Here is a 21,518-nt window from a genome sequence, read left to right on the forward strand (position 1 = left end):
CGTTCCACCAGTAGATTCCCTGCCCCAGGAGGCACCCATGGCCGATCCGCAGCGCGCTCGCAAGATGGCGGACCGCATCAAGGAAGTCGTCGCACGGCGGCTCGACAAGGGGCTGCGCGACCCGCGCCTCGGATTCGTCACGATCACCGACGTCCGCGTGACGGGCGACCTGCAGCACGCGTCGGTGTTCTACACGGTCTACGGCACCGACGAGGAGCGTGCCGACTCGGCCGCCGCGCTCAAGGCCGCGACCGGGATGCTCCGCAGCGAGGTCGGCAAGAACATCACGGCGCGGCTCACCCCGTCGCTGGAGTTCATCGCGGACGCCCTGCCCGAGACGTCGGCGCACATGGAGGACCTGCTCGTCCAGGCGCAGCAGCGTGACGCGCAGGTGCGCGCCGCGTCGGCCGGCGCACAGTACGCCGGTGATGCCGACCCGTACAAGCACGACGAGGACGAGGACGAGGAGCGCGACGAGCGCGCCTGACCTGCCGCAGCACCACGACGGCCGCCGGACACCCCGTCCGGCGGCCGTCGTAGTGCGACGGGCGGCCACGGGGCGGACGGGGGCGTCAGGCGGCGGGCCCGACGGCCGTCAAGCGTCGGGCAGTCGGTACCCGGACGCGTCGTCGCCGGTCACGAGTCCGTCGCGCAGCAGGGACGCGAGCGCCCGGGCTCGCTGCTCGGCGTCCGGCCACACCAGGTCGACCTCGTCGCGCGTGACGGGCACGTCGCTGGCCCGCAGCTCGGCCATCACCAGACCGCGCACCTGGCGGTCGCTGCCGGCGAAGCGCGCCTGCTTCGGCGCCCGTGGCCCGTCGTGCTCCGGGTACCCGGCAGCCCGCCAGGCACACCGGTCGGCGATCGGGCACGCGTCGCACGCGGGGGAACGGGCGGTGCAGACGAGCGCGCCGAGCTCCATCACCGCGGCGTTCGTGGCCGCTGCGGTGTCGCGGTCCTCGGGGAGCACCGAGTCCATGAGCGGCAGGTCCCGCTTCGCGTTCGCCGGTCCGGGCTCGCCCTCGCCGAGGACCGCACGCGCGAGCACACGGCGGACGTTCACGTCGACCACGGGGTGCCGGTCGCCGTACGCGAACACCGCCACGGCGCGGGCGGTGTAGTCACCGATGCCGGGCAGGGCGAGGAGCGCGTCGACGTCGCGCGGGACCACGTTGTCGTGCTGCTCGGCGATCACGGTCGCCGCCGCGTGCAGTGCGAGCGCCCGTCTCGGGTAGCCGAGCCGGTCCCACGCGCGGACCGCGTCGCCGGGGGGTGACGCCGCGAGGTCCGCAGGCGTCGGCCACCGGGTGAGCCACGCCTCCAGACGGGGGACGACCCGCGCGACCTGCGTCTGCTGCAGCATGATCTCGCTCACCAGCGTGCCCCAGGCGGGGAACCCCGGCCGCCGCCACGGCAGGTCGCGGGCCTCGGCGCGGAACCAGGCCACCAGCGGGGACGCGATGTCGGGACGGCTCCGGTCCGTCGGGTTCTCCACAGCCGGTCGGGAGGCTCCGCTCGCGTTCACCACGACAGCCTACGGTGGGTGCATGGCACGCTGGGCACCGCAGGAGACCGACACGATGGCCGCGATCGCGAGCGAGGTGATCGCGCAGGTCGGGACGAACCGGACCGTCGTCGGCATCGACGGGCAGGACGGCACCGACCTCGAACGGGTCGCCGCGGCGCTCGTCGGGGCCTTCCAGCAGCAGGGGGTGTCCGCGATGGCTGCCGCTGCGCCGTCCGCCGACCTCGACGTCCTCCGCGCCGACGTCGTGACGCCGTTCCGCACGACCGGGGCGGGGGAGGGCGTGCTCGTCGTGCACGGGCAGGGACTGCTCGCACCGGGTCCGCGGGGGCTCTGGCGCTGGTCGCTGTGGGTGGAGCAGGAGGACGGCCGCCTCGAGCGTCGCGCGGACGTCAAGATCGCCGCCTCGGCCGTGCTCGACGTGACGGACCCGGACCACCCCCGTCGCGAGTGGAACGACGCCTGCTGACCACACCGGGCAGGTCGGGCTGACGCACGTCGCTGGTACCCTCGTCCGGTGCTCGCTACCCCGCCTGACGGCATCCTCCTCGTCGACAAGCCGCAGGGCATCTCCAGTCACCGGGTGGTGTCGATCGCACGTCGGCGCCTCGGCCTGAAGAAGATCGGCCACGCGGGCACCCTCGACCCGATGGCGACCGGTCTGCTGCTGCTCGGCGCCGGACCGTCCACCCGGCTCCTCACGCACCTGGTCGGACTCGGGAAGACCTACACGGCGACGATCCGACTGGGCGTCGGGACGGACTCGGACGACGCGGACGGCACGCCGACGTCAGCCGTCGGGGTCACGGACGCCGACGTGTCCGACGACGCCATCGAGCGTGCGGTCGCCGCGCAGCGCGGGGTGATCGACCAGGTGCCCTCGACGGTCAGTGCGATCAAGGTCGACGGGCGACGGGCCTACGACCTCGCCCGGAAGGGCGAGGAGGTCGTGCTGCGCTCCCGCACCGTCACGGTGTCCCGCTTCGAGGTCACCGGCCGCGACGACCACACCGTCACCGTCGACGGTGCAGCGGTCCCCGTCGTGGACCTCGACGTCGTGGTCGACTGCTCCTCGGGCACCTACGTCCGGGCGCTCGCGCGTGACGTCGGGGCGGCCCTCGGCACCGGCGCCCACCTCACGGCGCTCCGCCGCACCGCCGTCGGCCCCTTCGCCGTCGCGGACGCGGTGGACCTCGAGGACGAATCGGTCGACGTCGCGGCGGCCCTGGCACGCCCGGCGGACGTCGCGCGTCGACTGTTCGACGTCGTCACGCTCGACGCAGCCGCGGCGAAGGACCTCACGGACGGCAAGCGGGTCGCGGTCGAGCACCCCGACCACGACGGACCGGTCGCTGCGGTCGCGCAGGACGACGACCGGCTGGTCGGCCTCGTCTCGGTGCGGCGCGGTCGGTTGCGGGTCATCACCAACTTCCCGGCCCCGGCGACCGTCGGGACGACGACGGACGGAGCGCGCGCGTGATCGAGTGGTTCATGTGGGTGCAGCTGGCGGTGGCCGTGGTCGCCGGGCTGTTCGCCGTGGTCGTCGGGTTCCTCGGCTGGAAGCCCAACGACTACACCGTCGGGTCCCTCGCCCTCATCGAGCTGCTGCTCCTGGCGCAGGGCGTGGTCTCGCTCGTCCTCCCCGCCGTCGGCAGTCCGCCGCAGGGCAACGCGCTCGAGTTCGGGGTGTACGCCGTGTCGGTGCTGCTCGTGCCGCCGGCAGCGATCCTGTGGGCCCTGATCGACCGGACGAAGTGGAGCACGGTCGTGCTCGGTGCCGGAGCGTTCACCGTCGCGGTGATGGTCTACCGCATGTACCAGATCTGGTTCGCGCTGAACTGAGCCCGCCGTCGTCGCCGGTGCCCGCTCGTCCGCGCGCGTCACCCGTCGTCGGTAGACTCGTCGCCGTGGCGAACAGATCCTCCCTCGCGACCGGCATCGGCCGCGTCCTCATCGCCGTGTACGGCATCCTCGCCCTCGCGGCGACCGGGCGCAGCGTCGTCCAGATCATCGAGAAGTTCTCCTTCGCACCGTTCGCCTACACGCTGAGCGCCGTCGCCGCCGTCGTCTACATCGTGGCGATGATCGCGCTCATCGCCCCCGGCCGTGCCTGGTACCGCGTCGCCTGCGTGACCATCGGGTTCGAGATGGCCGGCGTGCTGGTCGTCGGCACCCTGTCGCTCCTCGACCGTCAGCTCTTCCCGGACGACACCGTGTGGTCGTACTACGGCCTCGGCTACCTCTTCGCACCGCTCGTGCTCCCGATCGCCGGGCTCTGGTGGCTCCGCAAGCACCACCGCACCGCCGTCGCCGGACCCGCTGCCGCGTCGGCGACGGTCGGCGAGTAGGGATCGACGTGCAGTACTACGACGACGTCGCCGACGTGGCGCAGGGCTTCGGACCGAGTGCGGTCACCATCGGCAAGTTCGACGGCGTCCACGTCGGACACCGGGCGGTGATCGCGCACCTCGAACGCGCCGCCCGTGAGCGCGGGCTGGTGTCCACCGTGGTGACCTTCGACCGCCACCCGCTCAGCGTCATCGACCCCGAACGGGTTCCGCCGGCGCTGACGAGCACCCCGCAGCGACGCGAGCTCCTCGAGGGCATCGGGGTCGACGCCATGCTCCTGCTGCGCTTCGACCAGGACCTGCAGTCGCAGGCCCCCGAGGCGTTCGTCTCCGAGATCCTCGTCGGCACCCTGCACGCCGAGCTCGTGTTCGTCGGCAGCGACTTCAGGTTCGGCGCCCGCGGTGCCGGCGACGTCGCGCTCCTGCGTCGACTGGGGGAGCAGCACGGCTTCCGCGTCGAGCTCATCGACGACGTCGACCTGCGCGACGACGTGCGCCCCGCTGACGAGCGACGCGTCTCGTCCACCTGGATCCGCGAGCTGCTCGGTGACGGACGTGTGGCCGAGGCTGCCCGTCTGCTCGGGCGCGAGCACGCGGTCCGGAGCACGGTGGTGCACGGGAACCAGCGTGGTCGGGCCATGGGGTACCCGACGGCGAACCTCGACCCTGCGTGCGAGGGCTTCGTCCCGGCCGACGGCGTCTACGCGGCTCGCGTGCTGCACGAGGGCACGGTGTACCCGGCGGCGGTGTCCGTCGGCAACAACCCGACGTTCGAGGGCGTCCCGGCGAAGCAGATCGAGGCGCACCTGCTCGACGTCGACATCGACCTGTACGGGGACACCATCTCGGTGCTGTTCGTGTCGTTCGTCCGCGGCATGGTCGCGTTCTCGTCGATGGACGAGCTCGCGGCCCAGATGCGGCAGGACGACCTCGACATCCGGCTGTTGCTCGGACTGCCCGCGCCGGTCTGACGCCGGGCTCGGCGCGCCCCGCGCGGGTCTCGGCCAGCCCCGCGCGAGTCTCGGCCGGCCAGGGGCGAGTCTCGGCCAACCGAGGGCGAGTCTCGGCCTGAGCGACACGTCTCGCGCGTCCGAGCACGAGCACCGTCGTTCAGCCCGAGACTCGGCCACGCAGCACGCAGCACGCAGCACGCTGCCACGCAGGACGCCCCGCGACCGATCAACGGTCACGGGGCGTCCTGCGCGGTGCTGATCAGCTCCCGAGGGCGTCGAGCCAGATCTTGCGGGCGTCGAGGGCCTCTTGCGCCGCCGTGATCTTGCGGGCGTCACCGGAGGCCTGTGCGGCCTCGAGCTCGGCCTGGAGCTTGCCGATGGCGTCCTCGAGCTGACTGGCGAGGCCGGACTGTCGCGCCTTGCGCTCCGGGTCCGAGGCCTTCCAGTGCTCGTCCTCGAGGCTCCGGACGTGGTCCTCGACCGCGCGCAGGCGGTCCTCGATCCGGCGGACGTCGCCGCGGGGGACCTTGCCGATCTCGTCCCACCGGCGCTGGATGTCCGTCAGGGTCCGGCGTGCGGCGACGCGGTCGGTCTGCTGCAGCAGCGGCTCGGCCTCGGTCAGCAGGGCCTGCTTCGCGACGAGGTTCGCGCTGAACTCCTCGTTCTCGACGGCGGCCTCGGCGTGGCGCTGCTCGAACAGCACGTCGCCGGCTGCCTTGAACCGTGCCCAGAGTGCGTCGTCGTGGCGCTTGCCGGCGCGCCCGGCCCGCTTCCAGTCGTCGAGCAGCTCGCGGTAGGCCGGGATGCCGTCCGTCCCGCGGGTCGCGAGCGCCTCGGCCTGCTGCACGAGCTCCTGCTTGCGGTTCCGCGCGTCGCGGTGCTGCGCGTCGAGCTCCGAGTAGAAGGCACGGCGGTGCTGGTCGACCGTCGAGCGGGCGGCACGGAAGCGCTTCCAGAGGTCGTTCGCGTCGTTCTTCGGCAGGCGCGGACCGTCGTGCTGGTGCTGCTGCCAGCGGGCGAAGACGTCGTCGAGCTGCGCGGTGATCTGCTTCCACTGCGCGCGGGCCGGGTCGACGGCGGCGAGCGACTCGGCCTCCTCGACCAGGGACGCGCGGTACGCGAGCGCGTCCGTGAGCGCCTGCTGCGCCTGCGCCTGCTGCTCCTTGGTGAGCGACCCCACCTGCTCCGACAGGCTCGCGACACGGTTCTCGAGCGACTTCAGGTCGCCGACGACCCGGGCCTCGGCGACCTGCGTGCGCAGGTGCTCGACGGTCCGGGCGACGTCGTTCGCCGAGGCGCCACGCTGGACGCGCTGCTCGGCGATCTTCACCTGCCCCTCGAGGTCGGCGTACTTGCGCGCGAAGTACGCGAGGGCCTCGTCCGGGGTGGCGTCCGGGTACTCGCCGACAGCCTTCTCGCTGTCGTCGTACCGGACGTACACCGTCCCGTTCTCGTCGACCCGGCCCCAGGTCGTTGCTTCGTCAGGTCCCACAGGTCTCGCCTCGATCGTGGTCGTGCATCACCGACGTCCCCGTCGGCACGGTCAGGTCGTCAGCCTATTGCACCGGAGGGGCGCGGGGGCCAGTGGGACGTGCGGGCTGTGGACGACCGCGGACCCGGGTCCGCGGCGACCCGGTCCGGTCAGCCGTCCTTCCGGATGGTCGCGCCGGTGATCGTCGTGGCGACCTCCGGCTCGCCGGTGCCGTCGGACCCCGCCGACGCGATGCCCTTCGAGGTGATCTCGCGCTCCAGGTCGCCGAGCCCGCTCGTGACCTTGCCGACCACGGTGTAGCCGCCCGTCGACGCGTCGAGCGTCGTGTCGCCGTAGACGATGAAGAACTGCGTGGACTGCGAGTACGGCGACGCGCCGCGCGCGATCGCCAGCGTGCCCTCGGCGTAGCGGCCGTCGCTCGGGACGTTCTCGAGCGGGCCGTACTGGAACCCGGCGTCACCCGTGCCGTCCCCGTTCGCCGAGCCGCACTGCAGGAACCGGAAGTCGGCGCTGTCGGCCAACCGGTGGCAGGTGGTGCCCTCGTAGAACTGCTTCCGGATGAGGTCGATCTCCACGCTCGCCGCCTGCGGAGCGGCCGCGCCGTCGAGCTCGATGCCGAGCTCGACGTCCTTGTTCAGCGTCAGCGTGCCGGTCCAGGTCGCCCCGTCCGCGATGCCCTTGCTCGGCACCTTCCCGGTGTTGCCGGCCGTCGCACTCGCCGACGGGGTCGGGGTGGACGTGGCACTCGCGCTCGCGTCCGGTGCATCGCCGGCCCGCGATCCTGCGAAGGCGAGCTGCGACCCGGTGGCGAGCGCCGCCACGAGCACGAGCACACCCGCGCCGACGACGTTGTCCCGCACCCTCCGGCGTCGCTGCCGGTCGTGCAGGCCCTGTCGGGCCTGGTACAGACGGAGCCGCTCACGCGCCTCGCGGTTGTCGCGCGCCTGGTTCTTCGGTGCCACGGTGCTGATCGGACCTCTCGTCGACTGTGCCGACGAGCGTAGCGGACCGCGGGGGACGCCCGGCCTGGAGGCACGCAGCACGTCGGCGGTCCGGCCTACCATCGGAGCATGGCAGCGGATCGATCGGGCATGCGCGCGCCCACGACGGGTGGTCGCGCCGGGTTGGCTCAGGGGTCCGTCCCGCTGGCGGTGCGGATGCGTCCGACGAGCCTGGACGAGGTCGCGGGGCAGCAGCACCTGCTCGGGCGGGGCAGTCCGCTGGTGCAGCTCGCCACCGGGACGCGTGAGAACCCCGGCGGGGTGTCGGTGATCCTCTGGGGTCCGCCCGGCACCGGCAAGACGACCCTGGCACAGGCGATCGCGCGGCAGTCCGGTCGCGAGTTCGTGGAGCTCTCGGCCGTGACGGCCGGCGTGAAGGACGTGCGCGAGGTCATGGAGAAGGCCCTCACGCACCGCGACCTGTACGGCTCGACCACCGTGCTGTTCCTCGACGAGATCCACCGCTTCAGCAAGGCCCAGCAGGACGCGCTGCTGCCCGGTGTCGAGAACGGGTGGGTCATCCTCATCGCCGCGACGACCGAGAACCCCTCGTTCTCCGTGATCTCCCCGCTGCTCTCCCGTTCCCTGTTGCTCACCCTCAAGCCGCTCACGGACGAGGACCTCGGCATGCTCGTGGACCGGGCAGTCGAGGACCCGAGGGGCCTGGGCGGCTCGGTCGTCCTCGGGGACGACGCTCGTTCGGCGATCGTCCGGCTGTCATCCGGCGACGCGCGTCGGGCCCTCACCGCGCTCGAGGCCGCCGCGTCCTCCGCGATCGCGGCGCGCACCGGCGATGCGGACGACGACGAGGACGAACCGCGCGACGACGTCGCCCTCGACGTCGCCCTCGACGACGTCGAGAGGGTGCCGCTGGTCGACGCCGACACGGTGGCCGCCGCGGTGGACCGTGCCCTGCTGCGGTACGACCGACAGGGCGACGAGCACTACGACGTCATCAGCGCATTCATCAAGTCGGTCCGGGGGAGCGACGTCGACGCCGCGCTGCACTACCTCGCACGGATGATCGAGGCCGGCGAGGATCCGCGGTTCATCGCACGGCGCATCATCATCTCGGCGTCCGAGGACATCGGCATGGCGGACCCGCAGGCCCTGCCGATCGCCGTCGCGGCCGCGCAGGCGGTGCAGCTCATCGGGATGCCCGAGGGGCGCATCCCGCTGGCCGAGGCCGTGGTCTACCTGGCGACGGCCCCGAAGTCGAACGCGTCCTACAACGGCGTGAACGCGGCGGTGGCGGACGTCAAGGCCGGGCGGATGGGCGTCGTCCCGGCGCACCTGCGCGACGCGCACTACCCCGGCGCGAAGCGGCTCGGGCACGGCAAGGGCTACGTCTACTCGCACGACGCCGAGCACGGGGTCGCCCGGCAGCAGTACCTGCCCGACGCCCTCGAGGGCACGGAGTACTACACGCCGACCGGCAACGGGTACGAGCGTGAGGTCGGGCCCCGGCTCGAGCGACTCCGGAAGATCACCCGCGGCGAGTGACGCCCGGTGCTTCTCCGGGCCTCTCGATGCTGCTATCGTTGACGGGCCTACGTCCTGGTCCTCGCGTGCGGCTGCGCCGAGGACAGAGTCCCGCTCCGGCGGGACGGGGACAGAGGTTCGGACTGTAGCCGTCCGATCCCACAGGCTCATCCCTCTGGATCCCGTCGCCGGGACCGCGCGCACGAGTGCGTGCCGTGTCCGGCGAGTCATTCAGTTCAGACAGAGAAAAGGACCCTGTGTCTACCAAGTCACGCACCCGCAGCAAGACCCGCCTCTCGCGCGCGCTCGGCATCCCGCTGACGCCGAAGGCGGCCCGCTACCTCGAGAAGCGCCCCTACGGCCCCGGTGAGCACGGCCGTACCCGCCGTCGTGCGGACAGCGACTACGCCGTCCGCCTCCGTGAGAAGCAGCGTCTGCGCGCCCAGTACGGCATCCGCGAGAAGCAGCTCCGCATCGTCTTCGAAGAGGCCCGCAAGACGAAGGGCCTGACCGGTGAGAACCTGGTCGAGCTCCTCGAGCAGCGCCTCGACGCCCTCGTGCTGCGTGCCGGCTTCGCCCGCACCACCGCGCAGGCGCGCCAGCTGATCGTGCACCGTCACATCCTGGTCGACGGCAAGCTCGTCGACCGTCCCTCCTTCCGTGTGAAGGAGGGCCAGATGATCCACGTCAAGCAGCGCTCCGAGTCCCTCGAGCCCCTCCAGGTCGCCGCTGCCGGTGGTCACCTCGAGGTCCTGCCGAAGGTCCCGGGCTACCTCGAGGTCGAGATCGAGAAGCTCCAGGCCCGCCTGGTCCGTCGCCCGAAGCGCGCCGAGGTCCCCGTGACCTGTGAAGTGCAGCTCGTCGTCGAGTACTACGCAGCTCGCTGATCCACGGATCACGCCCGAACGGCGGGTCGTCCTCTCAGGAGGACGGCCCGCCGTTCGGCGTCCCGGCCGTCCCACGCCACTACACTCGTTCGGGCACGCACCGCTCGCGTGCGCGAGAGGGAGAGGGAGAGGCACCGTGAAGCAGCTGTTCTTCGTCGCCGTCGGCGTCGTCATCGGCTTCGCCGCCGCGCACCGGATCGCGAACACACCCGGCGGCGCCCGCCTCTTCGCGGACGTGAACGCCAGGACGAAGGCGTTCACCGACGCCGTCGCCGACGGGTACCGCTCCCGCGAGGCCGAACTCCGCACCGACGCCTGAGCGTCACCGCGCCCCAGCTCCCACGCACCCTCCGCCGACCTGAATCAGGAAGCACCATGCAGACCGCAGAGATCCGCCGCCGTTGGCTCCAGTTCTTCGGCGACCGCGGACACACCGTCGTCCCGTCCGCGTCGCTCGTCTCGGACGACCCGTCGCTGCTCTTCACGGTCGCCGGCATGGTCCCGTTCATCCCGTACCTGACCGGGTTGGTCCCCGCACCGTACCCGCGCGCGACGAGCGTGCAGAAGTGCATCCGGACCAACGACATCGAGGAGGTCGGCAAGACCCCTCGGCACGGCACGTTCTTCCAGATGAACGGCAACTTCTCCTTCGGGGACTACTTCAAGGAGCAGGCGATCCAGTACGCCTGGCAGTTCCTGACGACGCCGGAGTCGGACGGCGGCCTCGGGTTCTCGGCCGACGACCTGTGGGTCACGGTCTACGAGGACGACGACGAGGCGATCGCCTTCTGGAAGCAGCACTCGTCGCTGCCGGACGACCGGATCCAGCGCCTCGGCAAGGACACCAACTACTGGTCGACCGGGCAGCCCGGACCCGCCGGCCCGTGCTCCGAGATCTTCTTCGACCGCGGCCCGGAGTACGGCATCGACGGCGGCCCGGCGACCGACGACGACCGCTACGTCGAGATCTGGAACCTGGTGTTCATGCAGTACCAGATCGCCGACGTCCGGTCGAAGTACGACTTCACGATCACCGGCGAACTGCCGAACAAGAACATCGACACGGGCATGGGGCTCGAGCGCGTCGCCTTCATCAAGCAGGGCGTCGACAACATGTACGAGATCGACCAGGTGCGTCCGGTGCTGGACCGCGCCGCAGCGATCTCGGGCCGTCAGTACGGCGCCGTGCACGAGGACGACGTCCGGATGCGGGTCATCGCCGACCACGTCCGGTCGTCGCTCATGCTCATCGCGGACGGCGTCACCCCGTCGAACGAGGGCCGCGGGTACATCCTCCGCCGTCTGCTCCGCCGCACGGTGCGCGCCATGCGCCTGCTCGGCGTCGAGGGTGCGACCTTCCCGCAGCTCTTCCCGGCGTCGCGCGACGCCATGCGCGAGGCCTACCCGGAGGTCGCCGGTGACTACGACCGGATCGCCCGGATCGCCTACGCGGAGGAGGAGACGTTCCTCCGCACGCTGGCGCAGGGCACCACGATCCTCGACGTCGCGGTCGAGCGCGCGAAGCAGGACGGTGCCCCCTCGATCGGCGGCGACACCGCGTTCCTCCTCCACGACACGTTCGGCTTCCCGATCGACCTGACGATGGAGATGGCGGACGAGGCCGGCGTCCGGGTCGACCGCGGGGCGTTCGAGACCCTGATGTCGGAGCAGCGTGCCCGCGCCAAGGCCGATGCGAAGAGCAAGAAGACCGCCCTCGCCGACCTCAGTGTCTACAGCGCCTTCCGCGCGAAGGGCGAGACGGTCTTCCTGGGCTACGACGCGCTCGAGGCCGAGTCCGCCGTGCTCGGCATCATCGTGGGCGGCGTCAGCGTCGACCGCGCCGTCGCCGGTGACATCGCCGAGGTGATCCTCGGGGAGACGTCCCTGTACGCCGAGTCCGGCGGTCAGGACGCCGACCAGGGGTCGATCGTCGGCAACGGCTTCGACCTCGAGGTGCTCGACGTGCAGCGCCCGGTCGCCGGGCTCTGGAGCCACACCGTGCAGGTCCGCTCCGGCGAGGTCGGCGTCGGTGACGCCGCCACGACGGTCGTCGACGGCGAGTACCGCCGCGGCGCGACCCAGGCGCACTCGGCGACGCACCTGGTCAACGCGGCGCTGCGCGACGTGCTCGGACCGGAGGCCCTGCAGGCCGGCTCGTACAACAAGTCGGGCTACATGCGCCTCGACTTCTCCTGGTCGCAGCCGGTCTCCGGTGCCACCCGCTCGGAGATCGAGGAGGTCGTGAACGCGGCGATCCGCTCGGACCTCGCGGTGCAGACGCGCGTGCTGCCGCTCGACGAGGCCAAGGCGCTCGGTGCGCAGGCGCTGTTCGGCGAGAAGTACGGCGCCGAGGTCCGCATGGTCGACATCGGTGGTCCGTGGTCGCGCGAGCTCTGCGGTGGCACCCACGTCGCCTCCAGCGCGCAGGTCGGCCTCGTCAACCTGGTCGGGGAGTCGAGCGTCGGCTCGACCAACCGTCGCGTCGAGGCCCTCGTCGGACTCGAGGGCTTCCGCGACCTGGCCGTCGAGCGGACGATCGTGTCGCAGCTCTCGAGTGCGCTGAAGGCTCCCCGTGAGGACCTGCCGACCCGCGTGCAGGGCCTGATGGAGGACCTGCGCACCGCCCAGAAGCGGATCGCCGAGTTCGAGTCCGCCAACCTGCAGCAGCGGGTGCCGTCGATCGCACGCCGGGCCGAGACGGTCGGCGCGGTCACCGTGGTCGCCGAGACGGTCGACGGCCTGCAGTCCGGGGACGACCTGCGTGCCCTCGCGACGGGCGTGCGCGGTCAGCTCGGGGACGGTGCCGCGGTCGTGGTGCTCGGTGCCGTGATCAGCGGCAAGCCCGTGGTGATCGTCGCGACGAACGACGCGGCGCGGTCGGCCGGCATGCAGGCGGGTCCCCTCGCCAAGGAGGCAGCCGGTGTCCTCGGCGGCGGTGGCGGCGGCAAGCCCGACCTCGCCCAGGGCGGTGGCACCGATGCGGCGGCGCTGCCCGCGGCGCTGCGCGCCGTGACCGCACGACTGGCGGGCTGATCGTGCCGGTGCGTCCGGGCCGCCGGCTCGGCGTCGACGTCGGCAAGGCCCGCATCGGCGTCGCGGTCTGCGACCGCGACGGCCTGCTGGCCACCCCGGTCGAGACGGTGCCCCGGGCCCAGGCGACCGACGTGCGCCGGATCGTCGAACTGGCCGACGAGTACGACGTGCTCGAGATCGTCGTGGGGCTGCCGCTCTCGATGTCGGGTGACGACACCCCGTCGACCGCCGATGCCAGGGGCTTCGCGGAGCGGCTGGCCGAGCACCGGACCGTACGGCTGGTCGACGAACGGCTCTCGACGGTGACGGCGCAGCGCGGTCTGCACCAGGCCGGGAAGAACACCAAGAAGTCCCGCGCCGTGATCGACCAAGCGGCCGCTGTTATCATCCTGCAACACGCGCTCGACCACGAGCGTGCGTCCAGCGCCGCTCCCGGCGCAACGCTCCCCTGACCGACCGGCCCCGGGACGGGTCGGGAGACCGTCGTTCCCGGACCGACGGGGCCCAGGTGGAGCCCCCGACCCGAGAGACCGAGGATCCCTTGGCAGACGACCTGGACTGGGACGCGATCATCGCGCCCGGTGACGACGCAGGGCGGCGACGTCGCCCCACCGACCCCGACGCCGAGCCCGACCGACCGATGTCCCGTCGTGAGGCGCGTGCAGCCGAGTCCGAGCGGGCGCGGCGGGCGCCGGCGGAGGACACCGACGGTCGTCGTCCGGCGGACCAGGACCCGGCGTCGCAGCCCTCGACGGCGGCGACGCGACCGGCATCGCCGGCGGACGCCCCGGTCGCGCGGTCGGACGACGAGCTCCACCCGGACGTCCGAGCACTCCTGACCGGGGAGCTCCGGGCGCCCGATGCGCAGGCGGTGCGTGCGGCGCGGGCCGAGGCCGGCCCGGGCCGGGCCACGCGTGACGCGGGCGTCGTCGACGGTTCCGCTGCCGCCGCGGGCGGGCCTGCCGGAGCCGACCGGGGAACCGGCGGTACCGGAGGCGGACGTGGGCGTGGTGCCGGAGGCGGGGGAGCCTCCCGGCCGCCACGCGAACCGCGGCCGAAGCGGCGACGTGGCCCGCTCGTGGCGGGCATCGTGATCGTCGCCCTCGTCCTGGGCGGCGGCGTCGGCGCGTACGCCTTCGCCGCACCCAAGGTGCAGCAGGTGCTCAGTGCGATCGGCGGGTCCAGTGAGCCCGACGACTACACCGGCGACGGGACGAGCAAGGTCACCGTGACCATCAAGCAGGGCGACATCGGCGAGGACGTCGCGAAGACCCTGCAGCGCAGCGGTGTCGTGAAGAGCTCGAAGGTGTTCTACAAGCTGCTGTTGACCTCACCGGACGTCTCGTTCCAGCCGGGCTCGTACGAGCTCAAGAAGGAGATGAGCTCGAAGGCCGCGCTCGACGCACTCAAGGACTCCGACAACCGCGTCCAGGCCTCGATCGTGATCCCCGAGGGGACCGCGCTGCAGGACATCGAGGCGGGGATGGTCTCGAAGGCGGGGCTGACCGAGGCCGAGGTCAGTGCAGCGGCGAAGGACGTGCAGGCGTACGGGCTCCCGTCCGGCGTGACGACGCTCGAGGGATGGCTCTTCCCGGCGACGTACCCGATCAACCCCGGGTGGACCGCGAAGCAGTACTTCCAGTCGATGGTCGACACGATGAAGGAGCACCTGGCCGCCGCCGGCGTGGCCGAGGGCGACCAGGAGCGGGTCGTCGTCTTCGCCTCGCTCGTGCAGAAGGAGGCCGGCCTGGCTGCCGACTACCCGAAGGTCGCGCGGGTGTTCCAGAACCGGCTCGACATCGACATGGCGCTGCAGTCGGACGCGACCGTCGCCTACGGGACGGGCAACACGCACAAGGTGACCACGACCGACGAGGAGCGAGCGGACGCGGGCAACGCGTACAACACCTACGTGCACAAGGGTCTGCCCCCGGCACCGATCTCGAACCCCGGCGACCTGGCCATCAAGGCCGTCACGAACATGGCCGACGGGAAGTGGCTCTACTTCGTGACGGTCGACCTCGACACGGGTGAGACCGTCTTCTCGGACACGTACGCGGAGCACCAGGTGGCCGTGAAGCAGTTCCAGGCCTGGCTCCGCGCACACCCCGAGTACCAGTAGGCGCGCGGCGGTCCGGTCGCGTCGCACGACCGGACCCTGTGGGAGGATGGTCGACATGCTTCGTTGGTTGACCGCTGGTGAGTCCCACGGACCCGAACTCATCGCGATGCTCGAGGGCCTGCCCGCGGGCGTCCCGGTGTCGTTCGAGTCCATCCGCGCCGACCTCGCGCGTCGGAAGCTCGGCTACGGGCGCGGGTCGCGGATGAAGTTCGAGCAGGACGAGCTCCACGTCTCGGGCGGCGTCCGCCACGGGTACTCGCTCGGCAGCCCGATCGCCATCCGCATCGGCAACACCGAGTGGCCCAAGTGGGTCGAGGTCATGAGCCCCGAGCCGGTCGAGTCGACCGAGATGTCCCGTGGTCGCAGCGCGCCCCTGACCCGACCGCGTCCCGGACACGCCGACCTGGTCGGCATGCAGAAGTACGGGTTCGACGAGGCCCGACCGATCCTCGAACGCGCGTCCGCTCGCGAGACGGCGGCGCGGGTCGCCCTCGGCGCGGTCGCGAAGTCCTTCCTGGCCGAGCTCGGCATCCGCTCGATCGCGCACACCCTGCAGGTCGGCACCGTCCGCGTGCCCGACGGCACGCCGCTGCCCCTGCCCGACGACGTCGACCGCCTGGACGAGGACCAGCTCCGCTGTGCCGACCCGGAGACCTCCGCGCGGATGGTCACCGAGGTCGAGGCGGCGAAGAAGGACGGCGACACCCTCGGCGGGGTCGTCGAGGTCCTGTTCTACGGCGTCCCGCCGGGGCTCGGCTCCCACGTGCACTGGGACCGTCGTCTCGACGCACGACTCGCCGCGGCGATCATGGGCATCCAGGCGATCAAGGGCGTCGAGGTCGGCGACGGGTTCGCCACCGCGGGACGCCGTGGGTCCGAGGCGCACGACGAGCTGTACCGCGAGGACGGCGAGATCGTCCGGACGAGCGACCGCGCCGGCGGGACCGAGGGCGGCATGTCCACCGGGACGGTGCTCCGTGTCCGCGCGGGCATGAAGCCCATCGCGACCGTGCCGCACGCCCTGCACACCATCGACGTCGCCACCGGCGAGGACGCGGCCGCCCACCACCAGCGGAGCGACGTCTGCGCGGTACCGGCCTCGGGCGTCGTCGCCGAGGCCATGGTCGCGCTCGTGCTCGCCGATGCCGTGCTCGAGAAGTTCGGCGGCGACAGCCTGACCGAGACGAAGCGCAACCTCGACGCGTACCTGGCGGCCCTGCCGGAGACCCTGCGCACCCGCCGGACGGACGGCGCTGAGTCGCGCGCGGCCGAGCCCACGACCGTCCGGTGAGCGGCGCCGACGCGTCGACCACCGGCGGTCTCGCGGGCACCGGTGCGCCGGTCGTCGTGATCGGGCCGATGGGGGCCGGCAAGTCGAGCGTCGGCAAGCGCGTCGCCAAGGCCCTGGGCGTGCCGTTCACGGACACCGATCGCGTGATCGCGCGGGAGCACGGCCCGATCCCGGGGATCTTCGCCGACCGCGGTGAGCCGGCGTTCCGCGCGCTCGAGGCCGAAGCCGTGCGCGCAGCCGTCGCGACCGGCGGTGTGGTCTCCGTCGGTGGGGGAGCCGTGACGCACCCGGACACCCGTGCTGCGTTGCGTGGCGCCCGGGTCGTGCTGCTCACCGTGTCACCCGAGGCCGTCGCAGCCCGGATCGCGGGGACCGACCGGCCGCTCCTCGCGCAGGGCGGGATCGACGCGTGGCAGACCATCGCCGACGAGCGGGCGGCGACCTACGCCGAGCTCGCACACGCGACGTTCGACACGTCGCGCCGCCCGATGTCGCACGTCGTCCGGGACGTCGTCGCGTGGGTGACCGAGCAGCAGACCGGCTCCGGCGAGGAGCGCACCGGCTCCGGCGAGGAGCGCACCGGCTCCGCCGAGGAGCGCACCGACTCCGCCGAGGAGCGCACCGACTCCGCTGAGGAGCACATCGGCTCCGACCAGGAGCACACCACCGGAGGGACACCGTGACCGCGTCGAACCTGCCCGAGGGCACCACCGAGATCCGGGTCGGCGGCGAGGGCGGGTCCCTCGTCGTGGTCGGCAACGACCTGTCCGGCTCGGTCCCGTCGCTGCTCGGACCCCGCGTTGCGAAGGTGCTCATCGTGCACGCACCGACCCTGGGAGCGCGGGCGAACGAGCTGCGTGCCGTCCTCGTCGAAGCCGGTCTCGACGCACTGATCGCCGAGGTCCCGGACGCCGAGGCCGCCAAGCGCGTCGAGGTCGCCGCGTTCTGCTGGCAGGTCATGGGACAGGCGGACTTCACCCGGACCGACGCCGTCATCGGGCTCGGCGGGGGAGCCGTCACCGACCTCGCCGGGTTCGTCGCGGCGACGTGGCTGCGCGGGGTGCCGTTCCTGGCGATGCCGACGAGCGTGCTCGGGCTGGTCGACGCGAGCGTCGGCGGCAAGACCGGCATCAACACCAACGAGGGCAAGAACCTGGTCGGGGCGTTCCACCACCCGCGCGCGGTGGTCGCCGACCTCGACCTCGTCCGGACGCTGCCGAGGAACGACGTGCTCACCGGGTTCGCCGAGATCGTGAAGGCCGGCTTCATCGCCGTCCCTGAGATCCTGGACGTCATCGAGGCCGACGTCGCCCGCGTCACCGACCCGACGACGCCCGAGTTCCGCCGCGTGGTCGAGCTCGCGATCGCGCTGAAGGCCGAAGTGGTGTCGGAGGACTTCACCGAGCAGGGTCGACGGGAGATCCTCAACTACGGGCACACCCTCGGGCACGCGATCGAGCACGCCGAGCGCTACCAGTGGCGACACGGCGCGGCGGTGTCCGTCGGCATGGTGTTCGCCGCGGAGCTCGCCCGGTTGACGGGCCACCTGGACGACGCCACCGTCGACCGGCACCGCTCGATCCTCGAGTCGCTGGAGCTGCCGACGACCTACGGCCTCGGTCGCTGGGAGGGCCTGCTCGCGACGATGCGGCGCGACAAGAAGGCACGAGCGGGCATGCTGCGCTTCATCATCCTCGACGGGGTCGGCAAGCCCGCCACCCTCGAGGGTCCGGAGGACCACCTGCTGTTCACCGCGTACCAGGAGGTCGGCGTCTAGCGGGTCCGCCCGCCAGATCAGCGGAGCGTCGGACGAGTCCGACGCCACCACCACCTGAGCCGCATGGAGAGGGTGAGCACACCGGTTCGCTCCCATTCGCGGAACTCGTCGAGTGTGGCGCCGTTCTCCCACGCCCAGTACTCGTCGTCGTCGCGGTCAGGGTCGAGCGCGTCGGGGAGTGGCTTGAAGATCCGCATCATCCGAGGTCCTCTCCTGTGGGTGTGCTTGCTCGGTAGCCGCTCTGCGACTGTCGGCGCAGTGCCCGGTGCGCCAGCCGGCGGTCGGCCTTCGACCACCACGCTACGGTCGCGAGGTGCCGGAGCACAGCGATTGAGATGTCGTGTGCACGGTCACCGGGACGCTGCTCGAGCGCCCATGTGAACCGTTCCCAGGCGTGGTGGCGTACCGCGGTGCGTCGCGCCTGGAACGCGCCGAACCAGCTGACGACGGCAGCGGCGATCGACGCCGTCGCAGCGATCGCGGCGGTGGTGCGTGCAGTGTCCATGCCACGAGGGTCGTGCAGTGGACCTGACCTGACGCGTCCGGTCAGCCGACCTGTGGGCGGTGAACCGTGCCTCCCGGCTGTGCAGGAACGGGGCAGGCCCGCAGGCCCGGGGAGCAGACTGGTGCGGTGCCCACCCCGCCCCGCCTGAGCGACCTCGGCCAGCAGGACGCCGCCGTCGGCAGCATGCGTACCCGTGCCCGACGCTTCGCCGAACTCCTGTCGATCGCCCGGCGCCACGAACTGGTGCCGTTCCGACGGCTCGACTTCTCACGCGACCCGGGGACGTCGGACCTGCGGCGGCGGCAGGCCGAGCACCTGCGTCGCGCCCTCGAGGAGGCGGGCGGCGGGTTCGTGAAGATGGGACAGCTCCTGTCGACGCGCGACGACCTGCTGCCGGACGAGTGGACCGAGGGGCTCGCGCACCTGCAGCGCAGCGTCCGCCCCGCCGACGCGGTCGAGGTCGCGGCGCTCCTCGAGGAGGAGCTGGGCGCGCCCGTCGACGAGGTGTTCGCGTCCTTCGACACCGAACCGGTCGCCGCTGCGTCCATCGCGCAGGTGCACCGGGCCACCCTCCGTGACGGCACCGTCGTCGCCGTGAAGGTCCAGCGACCCGGGATCGACGCCGCGGTCCGGCGCGACGTCGACATCGCGCTGCGGGTCGTCAGGTTCCTGGCCCGGACGAGCACCGAGGCACGACAGGTCGGCGTCGCGGACGTCGCGCAGCAGTACGCCGACGACCTCGTGCGGCAGGTGGACTTCACGTCGGAGATGCGGAACCTCACCGCACTGCGTGCGGCGCAGGCGCGGAGCGCCCGACCGGACGCGGTCGCCTACCCCGAGCCGTACCGCGACCTCTCCGGGCGTCGGGTGATGGTGATGGAGTTCCTCGAGGGCGAGACGCTCAGCGTGGTCCGGGCCGCCGGGGGCGGTCAGGACCTCGACGCCCCGATGCGGGCCGTCCTCGACGCCTTCCTCCGGCAGATCGTCTTCGACGGGATCTACCACGCTGACCTGCACCCGGGCAACGTCGTGCTGCTGCCCGACGGCCGCCCGGCCCTGATCGACTTCGGGTCCGTCGGCCGGCTCGACCCGGGCCTGCGGAGCACCGTGCAGGACCTGCTCGCCGGGTACATCCAGGACGACACCGAGCGGATCGCGGACGCGGTGATGCGCATGGCCCCGGTGCGTGACGTCGAGGACGAGCCGGACTTCCGCCGGGACATCGCCGCGTTCGTCGCGGACGAGCTCGGGCCCGGTGCGCGGATCGGCGTCGAGACGGTGGACGACGCCGTCGCCGTGTTCGGGCGCTACCGGCTCAAGCCGCCGCCGGACTTCGTCGCCGCGGCCCGCGCGCTGGCGATCTTCGAGGGGACCCTGCGCAGCCTCGCGCCGTCGTTCGACCTGCTCGAGGAGTCCCGCGACCTGGCGAGGCGGCAGATCCGCGACCAGCTCCGACCGCGAGCGGTCCGGGACCTCGCGGTCCGTGAGCTCTTCGGCGTGGTGTCGGCCGCGCGCAAGCTGCCCCGACGGGTCGACCGGATCACCGAGGCGCTCGAGACCGGCAGGTTCGCGGTGAACATCCGGCTGTTCTCGGACCGGCGGGACCGCGAGGTGGTCTCCGGTCTGGTCCGGCGCGTCCTGCTCGTCCTGCTCGGAGCGGGTGCCGGCGTGCTGGCGATCGTGTACCTCGCCTCGCCGGCGCGGCCGACGGCTGTGCTCTCCACCGGTGCCGCGGGCGGGATCCTGGGCGGTACTGCCGTGGTGCTGCTGGTGTGGGCCGCGATCGACGCGTGGCGGGCTCGACGCCGGCGGTGACCCACGGGTGGTCGGCCGGGCAGCCGCGCCGCCGCCCGCACTGCGCCCCGCCCCGGCCGGTCCGTGCCCGTCCGCTACACTCGACGGGGCGTCGGCGCGGGCACACCCCGCCGTCGCCGGGACCGGACGCACGTCCGGGAGACCTTCACAACACCATCGAACGGAAGACCCATGGCGAGTACCACTGACATCAAGAACGGCGCCGTTCTCATCATCGACGGGCAGCTCTGGTCGGTCGTCGAGTTCCAGCACGTGAAGCCGGGCAAGGGCGGCGCCTTCGTCCGCACCAAGCTCAAGAACGTCGTCTCGGGCAAGGTCGTCGACCGCACGTTCAACGCCGGCGCGAAGATCGACACCGCGACCGTGGACCGCCGCGACTACCAGTACCTGTACCAGGACGGCGAGTCCTACGTCTTCATGGACACCGACACGTACGACCAGGTCCCCGTGTCGGAGACCGTCGTCGGCGACGCCAAGAACTACCTGCTCGAGTCCGCCATGGTCACCATCGCGATGAACGAGGGCAACCCGCTGTACATCGAGCTCCCGACGTCGATCGTCACCGAGGTCGAGACCGAGCCGGGCCTGCAGGGCGACCGTTCCTCCGGTGGCACGAAGGACGCGACCATCATCGCGACCGGTCACCGCATCCAGGTGCCGCTGTACCTCGAGAACGGCACCACCGTGAAGATCGACACGCGCGACGGCAGCTTCCTCGGCCGCGTCAACAACTAGGCGCCGACCACATGAGTGCTCGTTCGAAGGCCCGCAAGCGCGCCCTCGACATGCTCTACGTCGCCGAGGTGCGTGAGCTCCCGATCGCGGACGTCCTGGCGACCGAGACGGTCCGGCACCTCGACCAGCCCGAGCGCGCCTCGAGCTGGGACTACGCCCGGCAGATCGTCACCGGCATCGACGACGACCGCGCTGCGATCGACAAGGTGATCGTCGAGCACGCGCAGGGGTGGTCCGTCGCCCGCATGCCCGTCCTCGACCGCTGCATCCTCCGGATGGGCGTCTGGGAGCTCCGGTACAACCCGGAGGTCCCGGACGCGGTCGCGATCGCCGAGGCGGTCGAGCTCGCGCAGTCGCTCTCGACGGAGGACTCGGCCGGCTTCGTGAACGGCGTCCTCGGCGCCGTCGCGGGCGGCCGTGCACCGTCCGGTCGGAGCGCCGACGAGGCCGCCGTACCGTCCGGTCGGACTGTCGCGGGGGACCAGGAGTCCGAGTAGGGTTGTCCACGTCAGCATCCTTTAAGTCCGTCCGGTGAGGCGGGGAAGGAGGTCG

23 protein-coding genes are annotated in these 21,518 nt (G+C 72.0%); 18 read left to right on the forward strand and 5 right to left on the reverse strand.

Annotation, left to right across the window (positions count from 1 at the left end; genetic code table 11):
• Window positions 1-37: 37 nt before the first annotated feature.
• Window positions 38-487, forward strand: coding sequence for a 30S ribosome-binding factor RbfA (rbfA, locus tag JOD95_RS01020; protein ID WP_209682424.1), 450 nt, complete (start codon window positions 38-40; stop codon window positions 485-487).
• A gap of 108 nt (window positions 488-595) precedes the next feature.
• On the opposite strand, the gene JOD95_RS01025 is transcribed toward rbfA, so the two are convergent.
• Complete coding sequence (locus JOD95_RS01025) at window positions 596-1,495, reverse strand: A/G-specific adenine glycosylase (RefSeq protein ID WP_374109580.1); 900 nt, start codon at window positions 1,493-1,495, stop codon at window positions 596-598.
• Between the two features lie 52 nt (window positions 1,496-1,547).
• On the opposite strand from JOD95_RS01025, the gene JOD95_RS01030 reads away from it, so the two are divergent.
• From JOD95_RS01030 to JOD95_RS01050, 5 genes are all read left to right on the forward strand, one after another.
• Window positions 1,548-1,994: a hypothetical protein gene (locus JOD95_RS01030; RefSeq protein WP_144411305.1), complete on the forward strand. Its 447-nt coding sequence runs from the start codon at window positions 1,548-1,550 to the stop codon at window positions 1,992-1,994.
• Window positions 1,995-2,042: 48 nt separating this feature from the next.
• Window positions 2,043-3,005 (forward strand): tRNA pseudouridine(55) synthase TruB, encoded by a 963-nt coding sequence (gene truB / locus JOD95_RS01035; protein WP_209682427.1) that lies wholly within the window; start codon window positions 2,043-2,045, stop codon window positions 3,003-3,005.
• Window positions 3,002-3,367 (forward strand): hypothetical protein, encoded by a 366-nt coding sequence (locus JOD95_RS01040; protein ID WP_209682430.1) that lies wholly within the window; start codon window positions 3,002-3,004, stop codon window positions 3,365-3,367. Before truB ends, JOD95_RS01040 begins: the two co-directional genes overlap by 4 nt.
• Before the next feature lie 65 nt (window positions 3,368-3,432).
• Entirely contained in the window at window positions 3,433-3,873 is a 441-nt protein-coding gene (locus JOD95_RS01045) for a hypothetical protein (RefSeq protein ID WP_066654565.1), read from the forward strand.
• A gap of 8 nt (window positions 3,874-3,881) precedes the next feature.
• Entirely contained in the window at window positions 3,882-4,844 is a 963-nt protein-coding gene (locus tag JOD95_RS01050) for a bifunctional riboflavin kinase/FAD synthetase (protein WP_209682432.1), read from the forward strand.
• A gap of 241 nt (window positions 4,845-5,085) precedes the next feature.
• Here JOD95_RS01050 and JOD95_RS01055 read toward each other — a convergent pair whose 3' ends face one another.
• Window positions 5,086-6,318, reverse strand: a complete 1,233-nt coding sequence (locus tag JOD95_RS01055) for a DUF349 domain-containing protein (protein ID WP_200884092.1) — start codon at window positions 6,316-6,318, stop codon at window positions 5,086-5,088.
• Window positions 6,319-6,467: 149 nt separating this feature from the next.
• Window positions 6,468-7,280 carry a peptidylprolyl isomerase gene (locus JOD95_RS01060; protein ID WP_209682435.1) on the reverse strand — a complete coding sequence of 271 codons (813 nt, stop codon included), beginning with the start codon at window positions 7,278-7,280 and terminating at the stop codon, window positions 6,468-6,470.
• Window positions 7,281-7,409: 129 nt separating this feature from the next.
• Here JOD95_RS01060 and JOD95_RS01065 point away from each other — a divergent pair, with 129 nt between their 5' ends.
• From JOD95_RS01065 to aroB, 9 genes are all read left to right on the forward strand, one after another.
• Complete coding sequence (locus JOD95_RS01065) at window positions 7,410-8,822, forward strand: replication-associated recombination protein A (protein WP_209683326.1); 1,413 nt, start codon at window positions 7,410-7,412, stop codon at window positions 8,820-8,822.
• A gap of 236 nt (window positions 8,823-9,058) precedes the next feature.
• The gene (gene rpsD, locus JOD95_RS01070; RefSeq protein ID WP_066654559.1) at window positions 9,059-9,688 is read left to right on the forward strand and encodes a 30S ribosomal protein S4; all 630 of its coding nucleotides are present in this window, start codon (window positions 9,059-9,061) and stop codon (window positions 9,686-9,688) included.
• Window positions 9,689-9,824: 136 nt separating this feature from the next.
• Window positions 9,825-10,007: a hypothetical protein gene (locus JOD95_RS01075; RefSeq protein ID WP_066654557.1), complete on the forward strand. Its 183-nt coding sequence runs from the start codon at window positions 9,825-9,827 to the stop codon at window positions 10,005-10,007.
• A 56-nt stretch (window positions 10,008-10,063) separates the two neighbouring features.
• Window positions 10,064-12,721 (forward strand): alanine--tRNA ligase, encoded by a 2,658-nt coding sequence (gene alaS / locus JOD95_RS01080; protein ID WP_209682437.1) that lies wholly within the window; start codon window positions 10,064-10,066, stop codon window positions 12,719-12,721.
• Between the two features lie 8 nt (window positions 12,722-12,729).
• Window positions 12,730-13,173, forward strand: coding sequence for a Holliday junction resolvase RuvX (ruvX, locus tag JOD95_RS01085; protein WP_066658313.1), 444 nt, complete (start codon window positions 12,730-12,732; stop codon window positions 13,171-13,173).
• 89 nt (window positions 13,174-13,262) lie between these two features.
• Window positions 13,263-14,843, forward strand: coding sequence for an endolytic transglycosylase MltG (mltG, locus tag JOD95_RS01090; protein WP_245171055.1), 1,581 nt, complete (start codon window positions 13,263-13,265; stop codon window positions 14,841-14,843).
• A gap of 55 nt (window positions 14,844-14,898) precedes the next feature.
• Window positions 14,899-16,134 carry a chorismate synthase gene (gene aroC, locus JOD95_RS01095; protein WP_066658306.1) on the forward strand — a complete coding sequence of 412 codons (1,236 nt, stop codon included), beginning with the start codon at window positions 14,899-14,901 and terminating at the stop codon, window positions 16,132-16,134.
• Complete coding sequence (locus tag JOD95_RS01100; protein ID WP_307810339.1) at window positions 16,131-16,817, forward strand: shikimate kinase; 687 nt, start codon at window positions 16,131-16,133, stop codon at window positions 16,815-16,817. The genes aroC and JOD95_RS01100 overlap by 4 nt, the downstream gene beginning before the upstream one ends.
• Window positions 16,814-17,911, forward strand: a complete 1,098-nt coding sequence (gene aroB / locus JOD95_RS01105; RefSeq protein WP_200884091.1) for a 3-dehydroquinate synthase — start codon at window positions 16,814-16,816, stop codon at window positions 17,909-17,911. The genes JOD95_RS01100 and aroB overlap by 4 nt, the downstream gene beginning before the upstream one ends.
• 17 nt (window positions 17,912-17,928) lie before the next feature.
• On the opposite strand, the gene JOD95_RS01110 is transcribed toward aroB, so the two are convergent.
• Entirely contained in the window at window positions 17,929-18,111 is a 183-nt protein-coding gene (locus JOD95_RS01110; RefSeq protein WP_209682440.1) for a hypothetical protein, read from the reverse strand.
• Window positions 18,108-18,416 carry a hypothetical protein gene (locus tag JOD95_RS01115; protein WP_209682443.1) on the reverse strand — a complete coding sequence of 103 codons (309 nt, stop codon included), beginning with the start codon at window positions 18,414-18,416 and terminating at the stop codon, window positions 18,108-18,110. Before JOD95_RS01115 ends, JOD95_RS01110 begins: the two co-directional genes overlap by 4 nt.
• 126 nt (window positions 18,417-18,542) lie before the next feature.
• Between JOD95_RS01115 and JOD95_RS01120 the strand changes: the two genes are divergently transcribed.
• From JOD95_RS01120 to nusB, 3 genes are all read left to right on the forward strand, one after another.
• Window positions 18,543-20,231, forward strand: a complete 1,689-nt coding sequence (locus JOD95_RS01120) for an AarF/ABC1/UbiB kinase family protein (RefSeq protein WP_209682446.1) — start codon at window positions 18,543-18,545, stop codon at window positions 20,229-20,231.
• Between the two features lie 171 nt (window positions 20,232-20,402).
• Window positions 20,403-20,966 (forward strand): elongation factor P, encoded by a 564-nt coding sequence (gene efp / locus JOD95_RS01125; protein ID WP_058729119.1) that lies wholly within the window; start codon window positions 20,403-20,405, stop codon window positions 20,964-20,966.
• 11 nt (window positions 20,967-20,977) lie between these two features.
• On the forward strand, window positions 20,978-21,463 hold the full coding sequence (gene nusB / locus JOD95_RS01130) for a transcription antitermination factor NusB (protein ID WP_209682449.1): 486 nt from the start codon (window positions 20,978-20,980) through the stop codon (window positions 21,461-21,463).
• The last annotated feature ends 55 nt before the right edge of the window (window positions 21,464-21,518 follow it).

This window comes from Curtobacterium sp. 1310 (assembly GCF_017834105.1).
Taxonomy (GTDB): Bacteria; Actinomycetota; Actinomycetes; order Actinomycetales; family Microbacteriaceae; genus Curtobacterium.